At 72.9% G+C, this 19,865-nt stretch carries 17 protein-coding genes; 6 read left to right on the top strand and 11 right to left on the bottom strand.

The window, feature by feature from the left end:
- Positions 1 to 87: 87 nt before the first annotated feature.
- From AB0I79_RS41450 to AB0I79_RS41440, 3 genes are read right to left on the bottom strand one after another with little or no spacing between them, the layout of a single operon-like run.
- Positions 88 to 1,821, bottom strand: a complete 1,734-nt coding sequence (locus AB0I79_RS41450; protein WP_357885571.1) for a biotin carboxylase N-terminal domain-containing protein — start codon at positions 1,819 to 1,821, stop codon at positions 88 to 90.
- 2 nt (positions 1,822 to 1,823) lie between these two features.
- Positions 1,824 to 2,036 carry an acyl-CoA carboxylase epsilon subunit gene (locus AB0I79_RS41445; protein WP_357885485.1) on the bottom strand — a complete coding sequence of 71 codons (213 nt, stop codon included), beginning with the start codon at positions 2,034 to 2,036 and terminating at the stop codon, positions 1,824 to 1,826.
- Entirely contained in the window at positions 2,033 to 3,562 is a 1,530-nt protein-coding gene (locus tag AB0I79_RS41440) for an acyl-CoA carboxylase subunit beta (RefSeq protein WP_357885483.1), read from the bottom strand. The genes AB0I79_RS41445 and AB0I79_RS41440 overlap by 4 nt, the downstream gene beginning before the upstream one ends.
- A gap of 88 nt (positions 3,563 to 3,650) precedes the next feature.
- Here AB0I79_RS41440 and AB0I79_RS41435 point away from each other — a divergent pair, with 88 nt between their 5' ends.
- Both AB0I79_RS41435 and AB0I79_RS41430 read left to right on the top strand, forming a co-directional pair.
- A complete protein-coding gene (locus AB0I79_RS41435; protein WP_357885481.1) occupies positions 3,651 to 4,325 on the top strand; it encodes a TetR family transcriptional regulator in 675 nt (224 codons plus the stop codon).
- 115 nt (positions 4,326 to 4,440) lie between these two features.
- Entirely contained in the window at positions 4,441 to 5,847 is a 1,407-nt protein-coding gene (locus tag AB0I79_RS41430) for a hypothetical protein (RefSeq protein ID WP_357885479.1), read from the top strand.
- A gap of 61 nt (positions 5,848 to 5,908) precedes the next feature.
- Here AB0I79_RS41430 and AB0I79_RS41425 read toward each other — a convergent pair whose 3' ends face one another.
- The 7 genes from AB0I79_RS41425 to AB0I79_RS41395 form a co-directional block, all read right to left on the bottom strand.
- The gene (locus tag AB0I79_RS41425) at positions 5,909 to 7,270 is read right to left on the bottom strand and encodes a cytochrome P450 (protein WP_357885477.1); all 1,362 of its coding nucleotides are present in this window, start codon (positions 7,268 to 7,270) and stop codon (positions 5,909 to 5,911) included.
- A 161-nt stretch (positions 7,271 to 7,431) separates the two neighbouring features.
- On the bottom strand, positions 7,432 to 7,857 hold the full coding sequence (locus AB0I79_RS41420; RefSeq protein ID WP_357885475.1) for a spore-associated protein A: 426 nt from the start codon (positions 7,855 to 7,857) through the stop codon (positions 7,432 to 7,434).
- A gap of 166 nt (positions 7,858 to 8,023) precedes the next feature.
- Complete coding sequence (locus AB0I79_RS41415; protein ID WP_357885473.1) at positions 8,024 to 8,578, bottom strand: GNAT family N-acetyltransferase; 555 nt, start codon at positions 8,576 to 8,578, stop codon at positions 8,024 to 8,026.
- Between the two features lie 82 nt (positions 8,579 to 8,660).
- Entirely contained in the window at positions 8,661 to 9,026 is a 366-nt protein-coding gene (locus AB0I79_RS41410) for a GntR family transcriptional regulator (RefSeq protein WP_357885471.1), read from the bottom strand.
- Positions 9,026 to 10,009, bottom strand: coding sequence for a hypothetical protein (locus tag AB0I79_RS41405; protein ID WP_357885469.1), 984 nt, complete (start codon positions 10,007 to 10,009; stop codon positions 9,026 to 9,028). Before AB0I79_RS41405 ends, AB0I79_RS41410 begins: the two co-directional genes overlap by 1 nt.
- Before the next feature lie 58 nt (positions 10,010 to 10,067).
- Positions 10,068 to 12,839 carry an RNA repair domain-containing protein gene (locus AB0I79_RS41400; protein WP_357885467.1) on the bottom strand — a complete coding sequence of 924 codons (2,772 nt, stop codon included), beginning with the start codon at positions 12,837 to 12,839 and terminating at the stop codon, positions 10,068 to 10,070.
- A complete protein-coding gene (locus AB0I79_RS41395) occupies positions 12,839 to 14,683 on the bottom strand; it encodes an RNA ligase family protein (RefSeq protein WP_357885465.1) in 1,845 nt (614 codons plus the stop codon). The genes AB0I79_RS41400 and AB0I79_RS41395 overlap by 1 nt, the downstream gene beginning before the upstream one ends.
- A gap of 183 nt (positions 14,684 to 14,866) precedes the next feature.
- Here AB0I79_RS41395 and AB0I79_RS41390 point away from each other — a divergent pair, with 183 nt between their 5' ends.
- The 4 genes from AB0I79_RS41390 (at position 14,867) to AB0I79_RS41375 (ending at position 18,273) form a co-directional block, all read left to right on the top strand.
- Positions 14,867 to 15,892: a nitronate monooxygenase gene (locus AB0I79_RS41390; RefSeq protein WP_357885463.1), complete on the top strand. Its 1,026-nt coding sequence runs from the start codon at positions 14,867 to 14,869 to the stop codon at positions 15,890 to 15,892.
- A gap of 106 nt (positions 15,893 to 15,998) precedes the next feature.
- Positions 15,999 to 17,219, top strand: coding sequence for a cytochrome P450 (locus tag AB0I79_RS41385; RefSeq protein ID WP_357885461.1), 1,221 nt, complete (start codon positions 15,999 to 16,001; stop codon positions 17,217 to 17,219).
- Entirely contained in the window at positions 17,216 to 17,365 is a 150-nt protein-coding gene (locus tag AB0I79_RS41380; protein WP_357885459.1) for a hypothetical protein, read from the top strand. The genes AB0I79_RS41385 and AB0I79_RS41380 overlap by 4 nt, the downstream gene beginning before the upstream one ends.
- Positions 17,365 to 18,273 carry a helix-turn-helix transcriptional regulator gene (locus tag AB0I79_RS41375; protein WP_357885457.1) on the top strand — a complete coding sequence of 303 codons (909 nt, stop codon included), beginning with the start codon at positions 17,365 to 17,367 and terminating at the stop codon, positions 18,271 to 18,273. The genes AB0I79_RS41380 and AB0I79_RS41375 overlap by 1 nt, the downstream gene beginning before the upstream one ends.
- Positions 18,274 to 18,286: 13 nt before the next feature.
- On the opposite strand, the gene AB0I79_RS41370 is transcribed toward AB0I79_RS41375, so the two are convergent.
- Entirely contained in the window at positions 18,287 to 19,822 is a 1,536-nt protein-coding gene (locus AB0I79_RS41370; protein ID WP_357885455.1) for a long-chain fatty acid--CoA ligase, read from the bottom strand.
- Positions 19,823 to 19,865: the final 43 nt, after the last annotated feature.

Raw genomic sequence — 19,865 nt, 5'->3', positions numbered from 1 at the left:
TTGATGTCCCGTAGATTGTTCGAAGCGGAGGCGACAGGCCGCCACCGGCCGATCGCACGAGGCCGCGTCGCAGCCGGGTGGAGGCGGTCATGACGGGGCCTTGATCTCGCAGATCACCGCGCCGGCGGCCACCGTGGCCCCGACCTCGGCCGACATGCCGACCACGGTGCCGTCCTGGTGCGCGGTGAGCGGCTGCTCCATCTTCATGGCCTCCAGCACGACGACCGTGTCCCCGGCGCGCACGCTGTCACCGTCGGCGGCCACCAGCTTGACGATGGTGCCCTGCATCGGGCTGACCAGGGCGTCTCCGGCGGGTGCCGCCTGCGCGGCGCGGCGGCGCCGCGGAACGGCCCTGGAGGCGGCGGGACGCGCGGCGCCGAGCCCGGCGGGCAGGACGACCTCCAGGCGCTTGCCCGCCACCTCGACGGTGACGCGCTCAAGCTCCCCCGGCTCACCGGTGGCGACCGGGCCGGCGTAGGGGGCGAGCCGGTTGTCGAACTCGGTCTCGATCCACCGGGTGTGCACGGCGAAGTCGACGAACGCCGGGTCCGTCACGACCGCCTGGTGGAAGGGCAGGACGGTGGGCATGCCGTCGATCTCGAACTCGGCCAGGGCGCGGCGGGCGCGCTGCAACGCCTGTTCCCGGGTGGCGCCGGTGACGATCAGCTTGGCGATCAGGGAGTCGTAGGCGGCGGGCACGGTCTCGCCCTGCTCGTATCCGGCGTCGAGGCGGACGCCGGGGCCGGAGGGGGCGCGCCAGCGGGTGATGGTGCCGGGCGCGGGCAGGAAGCCGCGGCCGGGGTCCTCGGCGTTGACGCGGAACTCGATGGAGTGGCCGCGCGAGGGCGGGTCGTCGTAGCCGAGAGGTTCGCCGTCTGCAATGCGGAACATCTCGCGGACCAGGTCGATGCCGGTGACCTCCTCGGTGACCGGGTGCTCGACCTGCAGCCGGGTGTTGACCTCCAGGAACGAGACGGTGCCGTCCTGCCCGACCAGGAACTCGCACGTGCCCGCGCCGACGTAGCCGGCCTCGCGCAGGATCGCCTTGGACGACTCGCGCAGCAGCGCCTCCTGGTCCGGAGTGAGGAACGGGGCTGGGGCCTCCTCGACCAGCTTCTGGTGGCGGCGCTGGAGCGAGCAGTCGCGGGTGGAGACGACGACGACGTTGCCGTGGGCGTCGGCCAGGCACTGGGTCTCGACGTGGCGGGGCCGGTCGAGGTAGCGCTCGACGAAGCACTCGCCCCGGCCGAAGGCCGCCACCGCCTCGCGGACGGCGCTGTCGTACAGGTCGGGGATCTCCTCCAGGCTGCGGGCCACCTTGAGGCCGCGCCCGCCGCCCCCGAACGCGGCCTTGATCGCGATCGGCAGCCCGTGCTGCCGCGCGAACGCCGTCACCTCGGCGACGTCCGCCACCGGATCGGGGGTGCCGGCGACGAGGGGCGCGCCGACCTTCTGGGCGATGTGGCGGGCCTGGACCTTGTCGCCGAGCGCGGTGATCGCCGGAGGGGGCGGGCCGATCCAGGTCAGTCCGGCGTCGATGACGGCCTGGGCGAAGTCGGCGTTCTCGGCGAGGAAGCCGTAGCCGGGGTGGACGGAGTCGGCTCCGGAGCGGGCGGCCACGTCCAGCAGTTTGGCGATGTCGAGATAGGTGTCGGCGGGCGACTGCCCGCCCAGCGCGTACGCCTCGTCGGCCAGCCGGGCGTGCAGCGCGTCGCGGTCGGGCTCGGCGTAGACCGCCACGCAGGCGATCCCGGCGTCCCGGCAGGCCCGGATGACGCGGACGGCGATCTCGCCGCGGTTGGCGACGAGCACCTTGCGCAGGCTCACGGGTGTCCTCCCATGGTCCATCTCGATTCCCGCCAGCCGCCGGGGCCGGGCAGGACGGGGCGCCGCAACGAGCGGCGGGGGCGGCGCGTCACGGGCGCCCATGCGGGTGCCGGGGCGGGTGCCGGGGCGGGTGACTGCCGCGCGGCGTGCAGGGCTACGACGAGGGCGGCCAGTTCTCCGGACGTCGGCGAGCCTTTGGTGATCTTCACAGCGGGATGTTCCCGTGCTTCTTGGGCGGCAGGGAGTCGCGCTTGCCGCGCAGCAGGCGCAGCGCCCGGGTGACCTCGCGGCGGGTCTCGCCGGGCCGGATCACCTTGTCCACGTAGCCGCGCTCGGCCGCCAGGTAGGGGGTGGCCAGGGTGTCCTCGTACTCGGCGATCAGCTCCGCGCGCAGCGCGTCGGGGTCCTCTGCGGCGGCCAGGCGCTTGCGGTGCAGAATGTTCACCGCGCCCTGCGCGCCCATGACGGCGATCTGCGCCGTGGACCAGGCCAGGTTGACGTCCGCGCCCAGGTGCTTGGAGCCCATCACGTCGTACGCGCCCCCGTACGCCTTGCGCGTGATGACGGTGACCAGCGGCACGGTGGCCTCGCCGTAGGCGTACAGGAGTTTCGCGCCGCGCCGGATGATGCCGTTCCACTCCTGATCCGTGCCGGGCAGGAATCCGGGCACGTCCACGAGGGTGAGCACCGGGATGCTGAAGGCGTCGCAGGTGCGCACGAACCGGGCGGCCTTCTCCGAGGCGTCGATGTCGAGCGTGCCCGCCAGCCGCATCGGCTGGTTGGCCACCACCCCGACCGGCCGGCCCTCGATCCGGCCGAAGCCGACCACGATGTTGGGCGCGAACAGCTCCTGCACCTCCAGGAACTCGCCGTCGTCCAGCAGCGCGCCGATGACCTCGTGCATGTCGTAGGGCTGGTTCGGCGAGTCCGGGACGAGCGCGTCCAGGGCCGGATCGTCCGACAGGTCCGCTTCGACGTGCGGGTACGGCGGCTCGTCGAGGTTGTTGTCCGGCAGGTACGCCAGCAGCGCCCGCGCGTAGTCGAGGGCGTCGTCCTCGTCGGAGGCCAGGTAGTGGGCCACGCCGCTGCGGCTGTTGTGCACCCGTCCGCCGCCCAGGTCCTCGAACGTCACGTCCTCCCCCGTGACCGTCTTGATCACGTCCGGGCCCGTGACGAACATGTGCGACCGCTCGTCCACCATGATCGTGAAGTCGGTCAGCGCCGGCGAGTAGACGTGGCCGCCCGCGCACGCGCCCATGATGAGCGAGATCTGCGGGATCACCCCGGAGGCGCGGATGTTGCGGCGGAAGATCTCGCCGTACAGGCCCAGCGAGACCACCCCCTCCTGGATGCGCGCCCCGGCCCCCTCGTTGATGCCGATGATCGGGCAGCCGTTGCGCATCGCCAGGTCCATGACCTTGCAGATCTTCTGCCCGTACACCTCGCCCAGCGACCCGCCCGCGACCGTGAAGTCCTGCGAGAACACGCACACCTGGCGGCCGTCCACCGTCCCGTACCCGGTCACCACGCCGTCGCCGTGGCCGAGTGAGCCCTTCGCCAGGGCGTCCAGCTCGACGAACGAGCCGTCGTCCAGCAGCCGCTCGATGCGCTCGCGGGCGGTCAGCCTACCCCTGGCGTGCTGCTTGGCCGCCGCGCGGGCCTCGCCGACGTGGACCGCCTCGTCCAGGCGCTCCTTCAGGCGGGCCAGACTGCCCGCGGTGCCTTGCGTCGCCATCCACCACCACCGATAAGACTGAGTTTCACGATTACGGTACTCAGTTTCGAAGGGGTTGAACATCCCCGATCCCCGGGAGAATGGCCCTGTGCCGAAACCGCCCATCAAACACCGCCTCGCCGAAGCCGCCGTGACGCTGTTCGACGAGCACGGCTACGACGAGACCACCGTCGACGACATCGCCGCCCGGGCAGGCGTCAGCCGCAGCACGTTCTTCCGCTACTACCGCTCGAAGGAAGACGCGATCTTTCCCGACCACGACGCGCTGCTCGACAGGATCGGCGCACGGCTGCGGGCCTCCACCGCCGGCACGGCGATCGTGGCCATCACCGACGCCGTCCGGATCGTGCTCGCCCACTACGTCGAGGACGCCGAGGTCTCGCTGCGCCGCTACCGCCTGGTGCGCCAAGTGCCCGCGCTGCGCGATCGCGAGATCGCCAGCGTGGCCCGCTACCAGCGGCTGTTCCGCGAGTTCGTCGGCGCGTGGCTGGGCGACTCCCCCGACGCCGGCCTGCGGGCCGAGCTCATGGCGGCCTCCGTGGTGGCCGCGCACAACCAGGTGCTGCGCGGCTGGCTGCGCGCCGGCGGCACCTACGACCCGAGCGAGCCGCTCGACCACGCCCTCGGCTACGTCATCGCCACCTTCCGCCACCTCGAACAACCTCGGGAGAGCGACCAGGTGATCGTCGCCACCTTCACCCGCACGGCCTCACCTCAGGCCGTCATGGCCGCCATCCAGCAACATCTGGGCTCGCGCGCCTGACCCGCCGCGCATCGGACGTCTTCCCCCGCCGGGCTGGCGGTTCCGCATACCGGCGACATACCGGAGCTCGCTACGCTGACGGGCCCCTCACCTGATCTCGCCCGAAGGAACTCTCGTGATCCGTCTCGCGCTCGTGACCGTCTTCGCCGTGCTGCTGTCGATGATCCCCGGCGTGTCTCACGCCGTGGGTCCGGGGGCGCTGGGCACGGCGGGCAACCTCATGCGTGAAGAGCAGCCGCGCGCCGATGGGATCAGGCACGTGGACACCAAGGCGATCATCGCGGGGCTCAAGGCACTCAACGCGAACACCTACGTCTATCCGATGGCCGGTGACAACGTGCACTGGACCGACCTGCGGGATGAGTTCCTGCCCGCGGCCGCCGCCGCCGGGATCGACGTCTGGGTGCTGGTGTACTCGCCGAGCCAGGCAGGCTGCTGCGTGTCCCGGCCGTTCAAACACGACTACGTCGCCTGGTCCCGCGAGATCGCCACCCTCGCCAAGAGCCACCCGAACCTGACCGGCTGGACGGTGGACGACTACGCCTACGACCTCAAGACGTTCACCCCCGCCTACCTCGGGCAGATGCGGTCGGCGGCCAGGGCGATCAGCCCCGCGCTGAAGTTCGTCCCGACCGTCTACTACGCCCAGTTCACCGACGCGTTCATCGCCGAGCAGATCCCGCTGGTGGACGGGGTGGTCTTCCCCTTCCGTGACGAGCCGTACCGGGACACCTCCTGGTCGTGGAGCCTGTCGTACCAGGTGCGGCAGCTCGCCGCGCGACTGCCCGGCACCGGGATCTACCTGATGCCCTACGCCTACCCGCTGAGCCACGCCGCCCAGAAGCCGACCGTGTCCTACGTCGAGGCGGTCACCAGGAAGGGGATCGAGCACGTCCGTAGCGGCGAACTCGCCGGGGTCCTGCAGTACAAGCTCCCGTTCGTCTCCCGCGACCAGAACTGGACGCGCCCCGCGGCCGACAACCTGGCCCGCACGGGCGACGGGCGGCTGAGCTTCGTCGTCCAGAAGCAGACGGCGACCAGGGCCGGCATGTCGTGCGGCGCGGCGCGCAAGACCGCCCTGACCTCAGGGGCGGCCAAGCGGGTGGTGAGCTTCTGGCACCGCGACGCCCGCGGGCCGAAGGACCCGGCGGGATACCACATCAAGCAGCTCCTGCTCAACGGCAAGGTGGTCTGGGAGCGCGACGTCGCCGCCGACGCGGCGGACACCTGGGTGAAGGCGACGGTCGACCTCACGGCCAGGCTGGCCGGGGCGACGAGCGCGACGCTGCAATGGCGCCTGTACGAGCGCAAGGGTGTCAGCGACTACTTCATCGACGTCAGCGTGGACGACGTCGCGCTCACCGGCCTGGCGATGACCGATCCCGGCGTGGAGAACGCCGCCGTCTGGACGCCCGCGCTGGCCCGCCAGGGCGGCGCGGTCTACTGCTCCGCCCAGGTCTACCACGAGAACTACGGCGCCGACCTCGGTGCGCGCATCGCCAAGCTGTACGCCGCCGGGTGAGCCCCGGGATCGAGCCGGAGACGGAGGAGGCGCGGGGATCCGCGGTGCCCGTGCCGGCTGATCAGGCCGTGGTGCGGGGCCGGCGAGGCGTCAGCTTCAGCTCGACCGGCCGGTTCGGCTCCAGCATCATACCCAGCCGAGGCCGTGGCCGGTTGAGCGCCCGTACCTCGAAGCGGTTCATCAGGCAGGCCACGATCAGCGTCACCTCGTGCATGACGAAGGCCTGCCCGACACACTGATGCCGGCCCGCGCCGAACGGCAGGTACGCCAGCGGGTGCCGGGCGCGCACCCGTTCCTTGGCGAACCGCTCGGGCATGAACTCCAGCGGCCGCTGCCAGATGTCAGGCAGCCGATGCGTCAGGTAGGGAGAGAGCACCACGGTGGACCCGGCCGGGATCTCGACCCCGTCGACGACGTCGTCGGCCACGGCCACCCGCGCCACCGCCCAGGCCATCGAGTAGACGCGCATCACCTCCGACAGCACCATCTGCGTGTAGACCAGCCGGCGCGCGTGCTCGGGCCGGGGCGGGCCCTGCCCCAGCACCTCGTCGGCCTCCTCGCGAAGCCGCGCGGCGACCTCGGGATGCTCGCTCAGCACCACCCACAGCCACTGCAGGGTCAGCGAGCTGGACTGGGCGCCGGCCACGAACAGCGCCACGATGTCGTCGCTGACGTGGTCGTCGCTCAGGGGCCTGCCGTCCGCGCCGGTGCCGTTCAGCAGCGCCGTGATCAGGTCACGGCCGTCGCGGGAGCCGCGGCGGGCGGCGCCGATGACGGGATGCAGCAGGTCGTCCACCGTACGGTTGGCGCGGCGGAACGCCCGGTCGCCGGGCAGCGGCACCGCGTGCGGGACGCCGGGCAGTGCCATCCGCCAGACCAGCGAGCTCAGCGCGGCCGCGATCGCCGCTCCCAGCCGCTCGCAGTCCTGCTGCGGGAAGCGCGAGCCGAAGAACGCCGGGTTGATCACCCGGTACACCATGCGGGTCATCTCCACGCCGGCGTCCACCGGCCGGTCGCCGCTCAGCCGCCGGTCCAGATCCTCGACACCGGCGGCGACCGAGGCGGCGATCTGCTCCCCGTTCTCGTGCAGGTACTTGGCCGACAGCGCCGAGCGCAGGATGTCGCGGCTGGCCAGCCAGCGCGGGCCCTGCCCCGCGATGCCGTCGCCGGTCAGCCGCCCCAGCGCCTTCCACATCGCCGCGCCGCGCGGGTAGTTCTCCTCGCTGCCGCGCAGGACGTGTGCCAGGTGCTCGGGGTGGGAGATCAGGAACGGCCGGAAGGGGCCCAGCCCGAGCTGGACGATCTCCCCGCGGCCTTGCCGCCCCAGCCGATCGACCAGGGCGAACGGGCCGCCTCTGCTGCTCTCGGCGAGCACCTGCCGCAACGAGAGGACACGCACCCGGCCGCTCACACCCGTCGACATCGGACCCCCGCCAGCCGCCCGGTTACAGAGACGAATCAAATGTTACCGAATGTAGTCGCCGCTGGTGCCGGAGTCGCACAACGGACGGGGCGCCGTGGCCCGGCCGCCGGGGTGCCGCCCGACGAGTCTCTTTCGCGGCGCCCCGACTGGTTACGAGAGGCTCAGCCGCAGTGCACGTTGTTGAGCTTGACGCTCGTCCAGGACGGCGAGATTCCCTCTACGTCAATGCACTGGCCGGGCGCCGAGACGTACACCGGGCCCGCGTAGTACTTGTAGTTGTCGGCGTCGCTGTCCTTCCCGCTGCCGTCGCCTCGTGAGATGACGACGCCCTTCCAGCTCGTGGTGTTGGCGTAGGGGCCGTCGCCGTAGACGAGCGCGCAGTTCTTGCCGGTGCTGGAGCTGTAGTACACCTCCAGGATGCCCGTGCGGTACCCGTACTTCTCGATGCCGATGTTGTAGACGCCGATCCGGGAGTAGCTGCTGCCGCAGGGTCCGGCCGCGCCGGCCGGGGTGGCGGTCGCCGCCAGCGTGGTGGTGGCGGCCAGGGTCGCGCCGGCCAGGAGGGTCGCCAGCTTGCGTATACGCACGAAGATCCTTTCGCTTTGCCAGTGGTGTGATCATGAGTACCACTCGGCTCACAGCCGCCGCACACGACTCGTGCGCAATGTGATGGTTCACACAGGTTCGGCGGTACAGGTGGATCCGTCTCCGAGCGCACCTCGGCGACGGTCACTCAGATGATCGCCGGGCCGGTCAGGGGGTCCATTCGGTTTCGAGAATGGCGTAGATCGCTTCGCTGGCCCAGGCGCCCTTGACGAACTCGTTGTCGATGAGGGTCGCCTCGCGGCGCATGCCGAGCTTCTCCAGGACACGGGCGGAGGCGGTGTTGAGTGCGTCGAGGCGGCCGGTGATGCGGTGCAGGCCGAGGTCGGCGAAGCCGAGGCGGAGCATGGCGCGGGAGGCTTCCGTGGCGTAGCCGTGGCCGTGGTGGTCGGGGTGCAGGATGTAGCCGAGCTCGCCTTGGCGGTGTTGCCTGCTGGTCCAGATGAGCAGGCAACTGCCGATGAGGTCGCCGGTGTCGCGCAGGGTGACGGCCAGGTCGAGGGCGTCGCCCTCGTCGTGGAGCGCGGTGCGGGTGGTCTTCTTGTCCAGGAAGGTGGCGCTGGTGTCGCGGTCGCGGGGCTTCCAGTAGAGGTAGCGGGCGACGTCGGGGCGCGATTCGTAGGCGTTGACGGCGTCGAGGTCGTCGGGCGTGAAGGGGCGCAGGAGCAGGCGCTCGGTGATGATCGGGTAGTGGGGCTTGAGCACGGGGGAAGTGTAGGGACCGGTCATGGGGGCTTCAACGCGTTTTCGACGGCGAGGGCGAGCGGCGCCCGCCCAGCGCGCCGGGTCACTTCCGGAGGGCGAGCAGCGCCTGGCGGGCGGCGGCGAGCGCCTCCTCCTCGGAGGCGCCGGCATGCAGCGCGGCCCTGGCGAACTCCTCGGCCGCCTCTGCCAGCCGCAGCCGGAACTGGTCGGCCGCGCCGGTGATGACGGCCGTCCGGCCGCGGCGCAGCTGGACCAGCCCCTCGTCGCGCAGTTGCTGGTAGCCGCGCAGGACGGTGTGCAGGTTGATGCCGAGGGTGGCGGCCACGGTGCGGGCCGAGGGCAGCCGGTCACCGGGCGCGGCCGTCCCGGCGGCCAGCGCGGCGCGGACCGACGCCGCCACCTGATCGGCCAGAGGCTGGGACGACGCCGGATCTATGGTGATCAGCACTACGCCGCCCCTCCCTGCCGTTGCCTGCTCAACCAGCCGTTGACCAGCGCGGCGGCGGTCGGCGCCTCGCGCGTGGAGTAGACGAGCCACCGGTCGTCGCTCAAGGACAGCGCGAGGACCGGCCCCTTGCCGTTGACGACGCCCCAGCCGGTCGAGCTGTCGTCCAGCTTGTATCGCCCTTCCGGGGCCCGGTCCCTGGCCTCGGCGAAGCGGACCCGGGAGTAGGGCGCCGTCCGCCGCAGGGCGGGCAGCCACGTCGCGCGCACGGTGATGCCGGAGCCGTCGATCTGCAGGCTCGTACGCGCCTGCGCCGCCTCGAACAGCGCCCACAGCGCCAGCAGCGCCGTGCCCTGCCAGGCTCCGGAGCCGTTGCCCGCGCTGAGCACGGCGAGCGCGCCCAGCACCGCGGCGAACACCAGCCGGCGGACCGACCACGCCGACGTCACGAACAGGGCCCGCTGGTGCGGCCCGAGCGCCATGGCGGGCGCGTGCGGCGGCGGCGCGGCCGTGACCTCGGGCGGCCCCGGGACCGGACCGGACGCCCGGTAACCCAGGACGGCCGCGACGACGGTCACGGCGATCTCCGTGCCGAGGTGCCACGCCGGGCGGGCCACCGGACCCGGGGAGTCGAGCAGCGCCGTCAGCTCCAGGACGGTGGAGGTCGTGAGGGAGGCGATGGCGGCGAAGCTCAGGACCACGACCACGCGCTGCACCTGGGGCACGCGCCAGCAGCTCAGGAACGGCAGGAGGAGGGTGGCCTCGTACAGCACCAGGGAGAGACGCCGCCCCGACAGCCAGCCGTCCCAGGTGGGCGCGTACCTGGTGTGGGTGGCCCAGCTCTCGATGTAGGCGCGGTCAGGCAGGCGGTCTCCGTACAGGCCGACCAGGACCGTCGGCACGAGCAGGACGAGCAGCGGAGGGACGGCCGCCAGCGTCAGGCGGCGCAGGCGGCCCGGCGCGGCGGGATCGGTGGAACGGGACATGACCCACCTCCAACTGTTTGCTTTTGACTATAACACTGCAAACAGTGCGGGGAAGGGCTCAGCGCAGCGTGGGCATGGCGCCGCCGTCGGCGCGTTCGACCGTGACGCCGGGCAGGTCCCCGGCCCACCGGCCGGCGATCTCGCCGAGCCGGGCGGCCGACGGCGGTGTACGGCCCAGGCCGATGGCGTACCGGGCCTGCCGGGGGCCGCTGTCGAACGGGCGCGGCCAGGCGTGCACGTCCGGCGCCCCGGCCTCCTCCAGGGCGCCGATCAGCTCCAGCATCCGTCCTCTGACGCGGCCGAGCAGCGCGTCGAGCTCCGCGGAGCGCACGGTCACCACCGCCCAGGCGGCGTGACGGCGGTGCAGGGGCGGCGGGGCGGCCAGCTCGGCGGAGCGGCCCTCCTCCGCGAGCTCCCAGGCCCGGTACAGCTCCTGGGTGAGCAGCTCCAGGCCGCCGGGGGTGACCTGGCGGGCGCAGTTGCGCACGGGGGCGCTGGGTGTGAGCACCACCACGGGGGCGGGCTCCGCGATGGCAGTGCCGCCAGGGGCGAGGCCGACCGGGTCCCGCCAGTTCCACGCGGCCCACGTACCGAAGAACCGGCTCAGCGGGTCGCCGCCGCCGTGCACGGTCCGTGCGGCCATGACCGTCCAGGCCAGGCCGGGAAGCCCGCCGAACGGGGCGGAGTCCAGCCCGCGGGCCCGCGCCCACTGCTTCACCTGCCTGGCCAGGCGGGCGAAGGCATCGTGGTCCTCCCCCACGGCGGCCCGGACGGCGTCCGCGTCGCTCACCGCGCTCAAGGCGGTCGCCGCCGCCTGGCCCAGCTCGGCTCGGCGGTCCACGGCCTGCCGCGGTGGCAGGGAGCCGGACGGCACCACGGTCAGGTCCACGTCCAGCCCGCCCGTACGCAGGCGCAGGCCCGGCACCCGGGCACCCACCACCCGCCGCAGCCTGGAGACCTCGGGCAGCGCCGCGCGGACCCGCGCCTCGACCTCGGCCAGGTCCGGTTCGCCGGGCAGCACCGCCACCAGGTCCAGGTCCGCGTCCGGCAGCTCGCACCCCATGCGCCGCGACCCGGCGACGTGCACCACCCCGGGCTCCAGTGCCTCCTCCAGCCGCCGCGTCACGGCCACAGGCCCCGGCCCCGGCCCCGCGTTCTCGTCGGCCGCCGGGTCGGGGAGCCAGCGGAGCTCACCCGTGCCCAGCGTGATCCGCGCCCGGGGACGCATGGGCTCGCCGGCCCGGCGCGACAGCAGGACCAGCTCCCCCACCTGCGCCGTCATCGCGGCCAGGCGGATGGTGTCCTCGGTGCGCCCGAGGGTCAGGTGCGGGGTGTAGCCCTCGGGACGTCCCCCGCACCGGGGGAACCGCCGCCGCAACGCCTCGTGCAGGCGCCCCCACGGGGCCGGATCACCGGCGGCCGGGTCGAGCCAGGCGGTCACGTGATCGCGATGACGGAACGTCCGCACCCCTTCCAGCCTGGCCGCGAACGGCCCCACCTCGGCCGCCGCAGCGGCCAGCAACGGCGCCGCCGCCTCGAACTCCGACTCCGGCACGAAGCCGAACAGCAGGTTGACGTGCGGGGGCCACCGGCTGATCTGCGGATCGTGCGCCCGGCGCACCTCCTGGATCGTCGGCCACAGCTCGGCCGGCGGCAGCCACGCCACTGCCGTCCGCGCCGTCGGCGGCACGTCGAGCACCCCGCGGTCCCGGACGTCACCCGTGAGGTCGAGGACCGCCTCCACCGCGTAATGATCGGAGATGTACAGCCCTCCGGGATCCGGCGTGTCACCACGCAGCGCCGCCGAGACCACCTGGGGCCTGCCCCGCAGCAGGATCCGGTCCAGCCGCGCGGCCCGCCCGGACCGGGAGGACAGCGCCGCGAGCGGGTTGACGGCCGGGTCGAAGGTGGGCGTCTGGTCGGGCCCGTACGCCTCCGCCCACGCGTCCCGCAGGCCGAGTGCCGCCGCGGGGGTGTCCGTGCCGTCGTTGAAGTCGCCCACCAGGACCACGTCGCCGTCCACGCCGGCCAGCCCCTCGGCGATCGCGGCCAGCTCGGCCCGCCGCCTGGAGGCGCCGTCGGTGGAATGATCGCTGGTCAGATGGGTGACGGCGACGACGAGAGGCCCGGTGGCGGTGTCCACCACGACGGCGGCCACCGCCTTGTGCGGGCTCAGCTCGTGCCGTGCCGCCTCTCGCACGGGCAGCCGGCTGAGCAGCAGCAGGCCGCCGTCGTCCACGTCCGGGCCGTACGGGTCGGTGCCGAGCGTGTAGCCGTCCCGTACCCAGGGGGCGGCCAGCAGCATCGACAGCAGCGCGGGCTCGACCTCCTGCAGCGCGATCACGTCCGCGCCGGCCTCCTCCAGGGCCGCGAGCAGCAGGGGGCGGCGGCGGGCGGTGTCGATGCGGTCGCTGTCGTAGCGGTCCCACAACGTGTTCCACGTCAGGACGCGCACAGCCGAGTGCGCGGCGGGCGCGGCAGACGCAGGCGCGGCGGGCGCGGGCGCGGCGGGACGCCAGCCGCCGGCCGGGTCCCAGGCGTGCGGGGTCGAGGCGGTGAAGAACGGTGGGCGCAGCAGGCGCGCGTCCCGTGCCCGGCCGGCCTCGCAGGTGTCGAGCCGGTCGAGCCCCGTGGCACGGTCCCACACCAGCTCGCCGTCCGCCTCGACGAACAGGACCCGGTGCCAGGGGATGTCCCCTCCCGGGGCGAACGCGGGCAGCGCGACGCGCTCGGGGGCGGCCTCGCGCTGGCCCACCCCCATGACGAACCGGGACGGGTCGAACCTCGGGTCCCAGCGGATCCGGTGGTAGATCTCCTCGCTGGTACGCATCACGCCTCCTGCTCGTACAGGGCGCCGTCCACGTCGTCGACGGTTCCGTGCGCCCCGACGTACCACGTGCGATGGGCCTGACCGGGATACGGCGGGACGAACCGGCGCGACTGCGCGGCCAGCACGTGCGCGGGCACCGGGTGGGCGCGGCGGGCGTTGCGCCGGTGGAGCTCGGCCGCCTCCACCAGTACGACCGCGTGCGTCGTCAGCGCGTCGCGGCGGCGCGCCACGTTGTGGACCAGGCCACGCTGGTGCTGGTTGAGCGAGGTGGCGTCCCACACGACGGTGCCGCCGGCCGCCAGAGCGGCGTCGAGCCGGTCCAGTGCCTCACCGAGGATCTCCTGGTTCGCCCGCTGGTCCGCTCGCGAGCCGCGGGCGTCGCGCAGGTCGTCCAGTGACACGTACGCGTCGATCCCCGTCAGCCCGGCCGCGAACGTGCTCTTCCCGCTGCCCGACGGCCCGGTCAGGTGCACCAGCCGGGGGAAGCGCCCGGGCCGCCACCGCCATGTCGCCGCCACGGCCTCCTCGACCGCGGTGACCCTGCCCCGTACCCAGGCCTCGCGCGCCTCCGCCCAGCACCGGTCGGCCGCCTCCGCGCCGAGTCCGGCCAGCGCCTCACGCAGCCCGGCCCGCAACGGCCCCAGCGGCTCCGGCCCGAGCAGCCCTGCCTCATCGGCATGCAGCGCCGACCATTCGGCCTGCTCCCGCGCGTCGTCGGCGGGCCCGGCCGCCGGGACGGACGCCGCGACGGCATGCAGCACGCCCAGATCGGCGGCCAACGCCATCCGCCGTAACCCCGTCTGCCGCTGTTCGTCCGGATACGGCCGCCGCAATCCACCGTGCAGCCCCACCAGGTCCGCGACCCGCCGCGCCGACGCCATGCCCAGCGGGCCCGCCAGCCGCGCCGCCACCCAGGCCCGCGGCCGGGCATGCAGCACGGCCGCCAGCACCCCCGCCAGCCGCGCGTCCCCCCACCGCTCGATCGCGTCCAGCCGCGCCGCCACCTCAGCCGCCGCCACCTCAGCCGCCGCATGCGCCGCCACCTCGGCCCCCGCCTCCGCGTGCACCGCCGCCTCAGCCGCCGCCTCCGCGTGCACCGCCGCCTCCGCATCGACCCCGGTGGAGGCGCTCGCGCCGGGACCCGCGCCGGCCGGGGCGAGGTCGAGCGCGGCCAGCAGAGCACCGGCGTCCGGTGCGGCCCCGGACCGCACCGACCACAGCGCCGCCCCCGCCCCCAGCCCGTTCGGCACCACCGCGGCGTGCATCCAGTGCGTCCCCGTCCGCACGTGCTCCCGCCGCACCCACTTGGCCACCCGGCCCGCGAACTCCTCCCGCCCGAACCCCTCGGCGGCCCGTACCACGTACCCTTCCTGCCGCTCCGGGTCCAGCCGCAATCCGCGCAGCGCCCGCTCGTCGAAGACGCCACGCCACGACACCGGCGGGACGGGGATCCCCAGCCCCCGCAAGAAGGCGACGGTCCGGTCCCAGTCCAGGCAGCGATCGCCGTCCCACACCGAGAACCCGTAGAACCAGCTGTCCAGCCCCTGGTACGCGATGGAGTGGCGGGCGTACATGTTCTCCCCGCACACCCGCCACCCCGCCGGGATCCGCCCGCCGATCCGCCCCTGCAGGCCCTTCACCCACGCCCGGGACGGATGGTGACCCGAGTCCAGCGACCGGGCATGCAGCCCGTCCGCGTACAGCGTGGTGTTCTCCCCGTCGAGCTTCTCCGTGACCACGACCTCGCGCCCGCGCAGCCCGGACAGGTCACCCGCGCGAACGTCGTCGGGGGTCGCGCCGGGCGACCAGGGCAGGTGAGGGGTCCGCGGATAGTGCACGCGCATGATCCCTCCCCCGTCGGCCGGAGATCACTGTACAAGTCGAGGACGCAGCCCCGCGTCCCTGCCCTCGCGCACGTGCCGGCCATGGCTGCCTGCGCCTGGCCGGGGCACGCCGAGTGCGACCTGCTTGCGACCCGCCCGGCATGGACCACAATGGGCGGAGAAGTCTCGAGGAAGGACGCCGCCATGTCCGTGCTGTCCACCAGGCTTACGGCGAAGTACGCCACCCCTTACCCGTTCGCCTGCGCCGGCATGGCCTTCGTCGGCGAGACCCCCGACCTCGCCGCGGCGATCACCAACGCCGGCGGCATCGGCGCGGTCGGGGCCGGGCTCATGCCCCCTGACCAGCTGCGGGAGACCATCCGCGAGGTCAGGGACCGTACGGCGGGCAGGCCGTTCAACGTCAACCTCATCACCTTCTTCGCCACCCCGGAACAGGTGGAGGTGTGCGCCGAGGAACGCGTTCCGATCGTCTCCTTCCACTGGGGCCATCCGCCGGAGGACCGGCTGAAGCTGCTGCACGAGGCCGGGGTGTCGGTGTGGGAGCAGGTCGGCTCCCCCGACGCCGCCAGGCTCGCCGTGGACGACGGGGCCGAGCTCGTCATCGCCCAGGGCTGGGAGGCCGGCGGGCACAACTACGGCGGCCTGCCGACCATGGTGAACGTGCCCGCCGTCGTGGACGCCGTGGGCGAGCGCGCGATGGTCCTGGCCGCGGGCGGCATCACCGACGGCCGGCAGGTGGCCGCCGCCCTGTGTCTCGGCGCGGACGGCGTGTGGGTCGGCACCCGGCTGGCCGCCTCGCGGGAGGCCCACGTGCACCCCGAGCACCACCGGCGGCTGGTCGACGCCACCGGGGACAGCGCGGTCCTCACGTCGGTCTTCGGCCCGGAGTTCCCGAGCTTCAACCCGATGCGGCTGCAGCGCAACCGCGTGGTGGCCGAGTGGGACGACCGGCAGGACGAGATCCCGGCCGATGCCGACTCCCTGGAGCAGGTCGGCACCACGGTCGTCCAGGGGCGGGAGACGGCGGTGCGCAAGTTCGGCCTGCTGCTGGCGGTTCCGGAGACGGAGGCCGACTGGGAGGAGATGCCGTGGCTGATGGGGCAGGGCGTCGGCCTGATCCACGACATCAAGCCGGCCGCGGACATCGTCAGGGACATGATGGAGCAGGCCGAGCAGGTGCTGACCGGCTTCGGAGGCCGCGCGGGCTGACCGCGCGCCCGCTACGCGACGCGGGCGGCGGTGGGCCCGCGCCCGAGCTTTCGGAACGAGCGCGTCTTCCCCCGGCGGTGAGCCGGGTCAGGAGGAGGAGACCGGCATGGCGGAGGGACAACCCGTGATCAACAGCGTGTTCGATCAGGACTACCTGCATGACCCGCATCTGGTCTACTCCAGGCTGCGCGCGGAAGAGCCGGTGACGCTCACCACCACCCCCCAAGGCGTCCAGGTGTGGCTGGTCACGCGATACGACGACGTCCGGGCGGCGCTGACCGACCCACGCGTCAGCAAGGACTTCCCGGGCAACCCCGGCATGATGAAGGCCAACGAGGTGGCCGGCGGCGACAGCAGTGGCGCGGCGGCCGTCGTTCCCGACAACATGCTCTTCTCGGACCCGCCCAAGCACGAACGGCTGCGCCGCATCGTCGTCAAGACCTTCACCGCGGGACGCATCCGCGCGTTACGCCCCCGCATCGAGCAGATCAGCTCCGGGCTGCTCGATGCGCTGGGGGACGAGTTCGACCTGCTCAAGGACTATGCGGTACCGCTGCCCGCCATGGTCATCGGCGAACTGCTCGGCATCCCGGAACGCGACTGGCCGCGGATGATCCATCTGTCCGGCATCACCATCGAGGGCTCGGCGCAGGATCCCCAGCAGGTGGTCGCGGCGGTCGAGGAAACGCTCGCCTACCTGCGGGAGCTGTGCGCGGCCAAGCGGGCCGAGCCTGCCGGCGACCTGATCAGCGCGATGGTCCAGATGCACGACGAGGCCGGACGGATGAACGCCACCGAACTGGTCGACACCGCCTGGCTGCTCCTGGTCGCCGGGCACGAGACCACGGTCCATCTGATCAGCAACGGCATGCTGGCGCTGCTGCGCCATCCCGGCCAGCTCGCCCGCCTGCGCGACGACCCGGGCCTGATCCCCGACATGGTCGAGGAGGTGCTGCGCCATGACGGCCCGATCAGCACCTCCACTCTCCGCTTCACCACCGAGCCGGTGACCATCGGGGACGCCGACATCCCGGCGGGGCAGCTCATCCTGGTCTCCCTGCTGGCCGCCAACCGCGATCACGCCCAGTACGAGCGGCCCGACCAGTTCGACGTCACCAGGAAGCCGGCCCAGCATCTGGCCTTCGGCCACGGCATCCACTACTGCCTGGGCGCGCCGCTGGCCCGGGTCGAAGCGGAGATCGCCTTCCGCCATCTGCTGCGCCGCTACCCCGGCCTCGAACTCGCCGTGCCCGAATCGCGGCTCGCCTGGCGGCCCGGGATGCTCATGCACGGTCTCACCTCGCTGCCGGTACGCCTCACGCGATGACCGGGACCGCTCACGCGCCGCACGGGTCACCCGGAGAGCGGCCCCGGGCTGTGGAAGGCCCGGGCACCCATGACCGGGTGCTGCCACGGGCCGCCTGGCCGCAGGAGGAGCGGTGGTTCACCGCGCGGGGCCGCGAGGCGGTGTGATGTCGCATCCCTGGCGCGGCTGGTGTCTCCTGCGGCCCGGCCTGCTGCTGTACGGCGGCGCGGTCGGCAGCAACGAGCTGCACGCGCACCACGCGGTCCAGCTCATCGTCGCCACCGAGCCCTTCACCATGGCCGACGCCCACGGCGAACGGCTGACCACGCGGATCGCGGTCATCCCGCCCGACACCGGCCACACGGTGCTGGCCGGGGCCGGCGAAGCCCTGCTCGTCCACCTGGATCCGCGCAGTTCACCGGGCCGGTCCCTGCTCGCGCGCTCCGGCACCGGGCCGAGGGCTTCGACCTGGTCGCCGTCCGCCGCGCAGACCGGCGATCTGCCCGTCCACGGCCCTTCCCCGATCGAACCCGGGCCAATGAGCCCGCCGCCCGAGAATCTGCCGTCGGAGGGCCCGCCGTCAGAGGGCCCGCCACCCGAGAGCTCACCGTCAGAGGGCCGTCGGGGAACTCGGCCGCTCATGTTCGCCGACCCGCCGGCCGGTCACGCGCGCTCGGCCGAGGCGGCGAGCGCGCTGCGGGCCGTCGAGGCGTGGAGCGGCCACAGCGGCGCCGGAGACGTCCTGCTCCATCCGGCGGTGGAGGCGGCGATCGCCGTGATCCCCGCGCTCCTGCCAGCAGGGCCGGTACGGCTGCGAGCGGTGGCGGACGCGGTCCACCTGTCGCCGAGCCGGCTGGCGCACCTGTTCAGCGCGCACGTGGGGATCCCGCTGCGGCCCTACGTGCGGTGGCTGCGCCTGCGGCGTGCCATCGACCGGGTGGCCGCCGGGGAGACGCTGACGGCGGCCGCGCACACCGCCGGGTTCACCGACGGCCCGCACTTCACCCGGGCCTTCCGGCGTACCTTCGGGAACGCGCCCTCCGAGCTCGCCGCCGCGATCGACTGGCTGCCCTGACTCCGGCGCGTGACTAACGCAGCTCGCGCTTGAGGATCTTGCCGGTCGCGGTCATCGGGAGGGTCTCACGGAACTCGATGATCCGCGGGTACTTGTAGGCCGCCATGTTCTCCCTGCACCAGGCGACGAGCTCGGCCTCGCTCGCCCGCGCGCCGGGAGAGGGGATCACGTACGCCTTGACCTCCTCGCCGTGCGAGGCGTGGGGCACGCCGACCACCGCCACCAGCGAGACCGCCGGGTGCGTCATCAGCACCTCCTCCACCTCGCGCGGGTAGACGTTGAAGCCGCCCCGGATGATCATGTCCTTCGTGCGGTCGACGATCGCGTAGTAGCCGTCCTCGTCGCGGGTGGCGATGTCACCGGTACGGAACCAGCCGTCCCGCAGAACCTCCTGCGTGGCCTCGGGCCGCCCGTAGTACCCCTTCATGACGTTGTGCCCGCGGATGGCGATCTCGCCCGGCCCCTCGCCCTCGATGACGTTCCCGTCCCCGTCCACCAGCCGCATCTCCACTCCCCAGATGGGGAATCCGATGGTGCCGGGCTTGGTGGGCCGGCTGAGCTGGTTGAAGCAGGCCGCGGGCGACGTCTCCGACAGGCCGTAGCCCTCCAGGATCGGGATGCCGAACGTGGCCTCGAAGTCCTTGAGCACCTCGACCGGGCAGGCGGCCGCCCCCGAAACCGCCACCTGCAACGTCGTGGGCACCTCGGCCCCATCCGCGTGGATCTTCGACAGCATCGCCCAGTACATGGTGGGCACCCCGGCGAACATGGTCACCTTCTCCCCGCGCATGAGCTCCAGCGCCTGGCCGGGCTCGAAGCGCGGCAGGAGCACGAGGGTGGCGCGGCGGCGCAGGCTCACGTTCATGACCGAGGTCTGGCCGAAGGAGTGGAAGAACGGCAGCACGGCGAGCGAGACGTCACCCTCGGGATCGGTGGGGAACATCGCGTCGCTGACCATGGTGTTGATCAGCATGTTCGCGTGGGTGAGCTCGGCGCCCTTGGGCTGGCCGGTGGTGCCGGAGGTGTAGAGGATGGCCGCGACGTCCTCGGGCCCGGTCCGTACCGTCTCGAACTCCCCCGGCATCCCGTCCAGCGCCGCCCAGAACGACTCGCCGTGCTCCGACTCGGTGGCCAGCGGCGTGGCCGGCAGGACGAAGAAGTGCTCACAACCCTCGACGGCGTCGAACCCCTCCCGCCCGTGCGCCCCCATCGGCAGCTCGGCGGTGCCCTCGAAGCAGAAGAACGCCTTGGCGTCGCTGTCGTCCAGGTGGTAGGTGATCTCGCGCGGCCGCAGCAGCACGTTGAGCGGGACCACGGTCGCCCCCGCCTTGAGGATCCCGAAGTAGACGAAGGGGAAGTAGGGCACGTTCGGGCAGAGCAGCGCCACCTTGTCGCCCTTGCCGATCCCCCGCGCCACCAGCAGGCCGGCCACCTGGTTCGCGACGGAGTCCACCGTGGAGTACGGCAGGCGCAGGTCGCCGAAGACCAGGGCGGTGCGGTCCGGAGCGTTGCGGGCGCTGTCTTCCAGAATGATCGACAGGTTGAGCATCGTGACCCTCTCGTCGGAACGCGTCGTCCGCCCCCAGGATGCT

Origin of the sequence: Nonomuraea sp. NPDC050202, assembly GCF_040656115.1 — a bacterium.
Taxonomy (GTDB): Bacteria; Actinomycetota; Actinomycetes; order Streptosporangiales; family Streptosporangiaceae; genus Nonomuraea.
The sequence above is the reverse complement of the archived record's forward strand: the minus strand, read 5'-3'. Positions and strand labels throughout refer to the sequence as shown.

Bases quoted from the DNA above. Each gene is read 5' to 3' on its own strand.
- AB0I79_RS41405 (WP_357885469.1), bottom strand. From the start codon at position 10,009: ATGTCCCGTTCCACCGATCCCGCCGCGCCGGGCCGCCTGCGCCGCCTG.
- AB0I79_RS41440 (WP_357885483.1), bottom strand. From the start codon at position 3,562: ATGGCGACGCAAGGCACCGCGGGCAGTCTGGCCCGCCTGAAGGAGCGC.
- AB0I79_RS41390 (WP_357885463.1), top strand. From the start codon at position 14,867: ATGTCCGTGCTGTCCACCAGGCTTACGGCGAAGTACGCCACCCCTTAC.
- AB0I79_RS41400 (WP_357885467.1), bottom strand. From the start codon at position 12,839: ATGCGTACCAGCGAGGAGATCTACCACCGGATCCGCTGGGACCCGAGG.
- AB0I79_RS41395 (WP_357885465.1), bottom strand. From the start codon at position 14,683: ATGCGCGTGCACTATCCGCGGACCCCTCACCTGCCCTGGTCGCCCGGC.
- AB0I79_RS41370 (WP_357885455.1), bottom strand. From the start codon at position 19,822: ATGCTCAACCTGTCGATCATTCTGGAAGACAGCGCCCGCAACGCTCCG.
- AB0I79_RS41425 (WP_357885477.1), bottom strand. From the start codon at position 7,270: ATGTCGACGGGTGTGAGCGGCCGGGTGCGTGTCCTCTCGTTGCGGCAG.
- AB0I79_RS41385 (WP_357885461.1), top strand. From the start codon at position 15,999: ATGGCGGAGGGACAACCCGTGATCAACAGCGTGTTCGATCAGGACTAC.
- AB0I79_RS41380 (WP_357885459.1), top strand. From the start codon at position 17,216: ATGACCGGGACCGCTCACGCGCCGCACGGGTCACCCGGAGAGCGGCCC.
- AB0I79_RS41375 (WP_357885457.1), top strand. From the start codon at position 17,365: ATGTCGCATCCCTGGCGCGGCTGGTGTCTCCTGCGGCCCGGCCTGCTG.